Below are 2764 nucleotides of genomic sequence, written 5' to 3' on the forward strand. Positions count from 1 at the left end.
GTATATAAAAAATTGATCCCATAGTTGATCTTATAGTCTTATCATTATAAATATCAACTGTACCTTTAGTAAGTATTATTCCGTTAACCCCTGCTGCATGAGCAGTTCTTATAATTGTACCGAGATTTCCTGGGTCTTGAACTTTGTCACATATTAAATAGAAATCTCCAATTTCATCTTTATTATTATTTATCTTATTTACAACAGCAATAACACCTTGAGTATTTTCTGTTGAAGCTAATTGTGAAAATAAATTATCATTTAAAATAATAGTATTTTCTAAAAAGGTATTATTAAATTCCGTAACTAATTTATCTTCAAAACTCTTAGAAATAAAAATATTTTTTATTTCCATGTTTGCTTTTATAGCTTCCTTAACTAATCTTAATCCTTCTAAGATAAATAAACCTTCTTTATCTCTAAATTTTCTTTCTTTAAGTTTTTTTACATACTTAAAGAAATTATTATCTTTACTTTCAATATAAATCAAAATTTCCACCTCATTAATTTGATTTAACTATCATTCCTTCTAATCTACTTAAGTCTTCTGCTGAACCAATAGCAACTATAATATCATCATTTTCTATCATATCATCTGCTGCTGGAGATAAATTAACTTCATCTCCTCTTTTAATTGCCATAACATTTATTCCATATTTACTTCTAAGTTTAAGCTCACTTAATGTACTTCCAGCCCACTCTTCTAATACTTGTATTTCCATTACACTATAATCTTCAGATAGTTCTATATAATCTAAGATATTAGAGGAAACTAAGTTATGCGCTACTCTAACTCCCATATCTTTTTCTGGAAGTATAACTCTATCTGCACCAATCTTATTTAATACCTTAGCATGTAAATCACTATGACCTTTAGCAATTATATATTTAACACCTAATTCTTTTACTAATAATGTAGCCATAATACTAGATTGAATATTGTCACCTATAGTAACTACTGCTACATCAAAGTTTCTAATACCTAATGATCTTAAGGCATTTTCATCTGTTGCATCTAATTGAACTGCATGAGTAACACTATCAGCTATTTCTTGAACAATATCCTCATCTCTATCTATAGCCAATACATCATTACCTAATGAATATAAAGTTTTTGCTATTGAAGAACCAAATCTTCCAAGCCCTATAATTACAAACTGTTTACTAGCCATATTCTAAGCCTCCTACCCTATTAATATTTTTCCTTCTGGATATTTATATCCTGATTTCTTTTTCTTCCTAGTTAAAGCTAACATTACTGTTAGCGGACCAACTCTTCCTAAGTACATCATTATCATAATCAACACCTTACCTATTGAGCTTAATTTAGGAGTAAGCCCTAATGTTAGCCCAACTGTTCCTAGTGCTGAAGTTGCCTCATAAAGTAAGTCTATAAAACTTGCTCCAACTTCTGTATAAGATAAAATCATAGTTACTCCAATAACTAGTGTTAAGGCAATAAATACTATTGTAAAAGATTTGTATACAACTTCTTTAGTAAACCTTCTACCAAAAACCTCTGTATCTTCTCTTCCTCTTATTACAGATAACACAGTTAAAAATAAGATTCCACAAGTAACTGTCTTTAATCCGCCAGCCGTTGATCCTGGTGAACCACCTATAATCATAAGTATTATTGTTAAAAATTTACTAGCCATAGTCATATCAGTAGTAACAACACTATTAAATCCTGCTGTTCTTGGACTTACTGAAGCAAAAAATGAATTTAAAAGTTTATCTTGGATATTCATATTCCCAAAAGTAGATTTATTATTTAATTCAAATAAAAACATTAATATAGTTCCACCTACAATAAGAATTAATGAAGTAATTATTACAAGCTTTGAATGAAGAGATAATTTCTTAATTCCTTTAAATTCATATATTTCTAGTAATACAGTAAAGCCAAGTCCACCAATAATTATTAATGCACTTATAACTAGTATTACAACAGCATTACTTGAATATCCCATAAGGCTTGTTCCAAACAAATCAAATCCTGCATTACAAAATGATGAAATTGAGTGGAAAATACTATAAAAAATCCCCTTGCTTATTCCGTATTCAGGAACAAATTGAGTAGATAGTAATAATGCTCCAAAAAACTGAACTGATACAGTAAATATTAGTACATACCTAACCATCTTAACCAAACCTTGAATAGAATATGTATTCATAGCTTCTTGCATTACTAATCTCTCTCTTAATGTAATTTTCTTTCCTAAAATAAGAGAAATTAATACTGCAAAAGACATAAATCCTAATCCACCAATTTCTATTAATGTCATAATTACAGTTTGACCAAAAGTACTCCAATGACTACTTGTGTCTAAAGTTACTAATCCAGTTACACATACAGCTGACGTAGAAGTAAATAATGAATCTAAGAAATTAGTAGATTCACCACTGCTTGATGAAATAGGAAGGGATAGTAGTATAGCACCTATAAATATAGCTATTAAAAATCCTAGTGCTAATATTTGAACTCCATTTAACTTAAATTTATTTTTAAACCCATACTGCATATTTTCACCTCTAGATAGAGAAAACTCTTTACTCTTTCTAATTATTATACACCATTATACCTTTATTTATTTACATTAAGCTACAAAAAATGCGACCAAAAGGTCGCTGTAGATTACTTGTTTAATTGAGTTTTTGCAACTTCTACTAAATCAGCAAATGCCTTAGGATCATTTATAGCTATTTCAGATAACATCTTTCTGTTCATATCTATTCCAGCTAATTTGATTCCATTTATAAA

At 28.8% G+C, this 2764-nt stretch carries 4 protein-coding genes; all 4 read right to left on the reverse strand.

Annotated features, from left to right (window positions below; all coding sequences use genetic code 11):
* Window positions 1-490 (reverse strand): RNA methyltransferase (locus E6248_RS15110; protein ID WP_316341598.1); only part of this gene is annotated, 490 nt, incomplete at its 3' end.
* Window positions 491-503: 13 nt separating this feature from the next.
* Entirely contained in the window at window positions 504-1172 is a 669-nt protein-coding gene (locus E6248_RS15115) for a TrkA family potassium uptake protein (RefSeq protein WP_316341599.1), read from the reverse strand.
* A 12-nt stretch (window positions 1173-1184) separates the two neighbouring features.
* Window positions 1185-2525, reverse strand: a complete 1341-nt coding sequence (locus E6248_RS15120) for a TrkH family potassium uptake protein (RefSeq protein ID WP_316341600.1) — start codon at window positions 2523-2525, stop codon at window positions 1185-1187.
* 113 nt (window positions 2526-2638) lie between these two features.
* The coding region (locus tag E6248_RS15125; protein WP_291667575.1) for a 50S ribosomal protein L20 at window positions 2639-2764 on the reverse strand (126 nt) is incomplete at its 5' end.

Source organism: Clostridium sp. (genome assembly GCF_032552055.1).
GTDB lineage: Bacteria > Bacillota > Clostridia > Clostridiales > Clostridiaceae > Clostridium.

What these genes read in the sequence shown, in the direction of transcription:
- E6248_RS15115 (WP_316341599.1), bottom strand. Translation starts at nt 1,172, where the DNA reads ATGGCTAGTAAACAGTTTGTAATTATAGGGCTTGGAAGATTTGGTTCT.
- E6248_RS15120 (WP_316341600.1), bottom strand. Translation starts at nt 2,525, where the DNA reads ATGCAGTATGGGTTTAAAAATAAATTTAAGTTAAATGGAGTTCAAATA.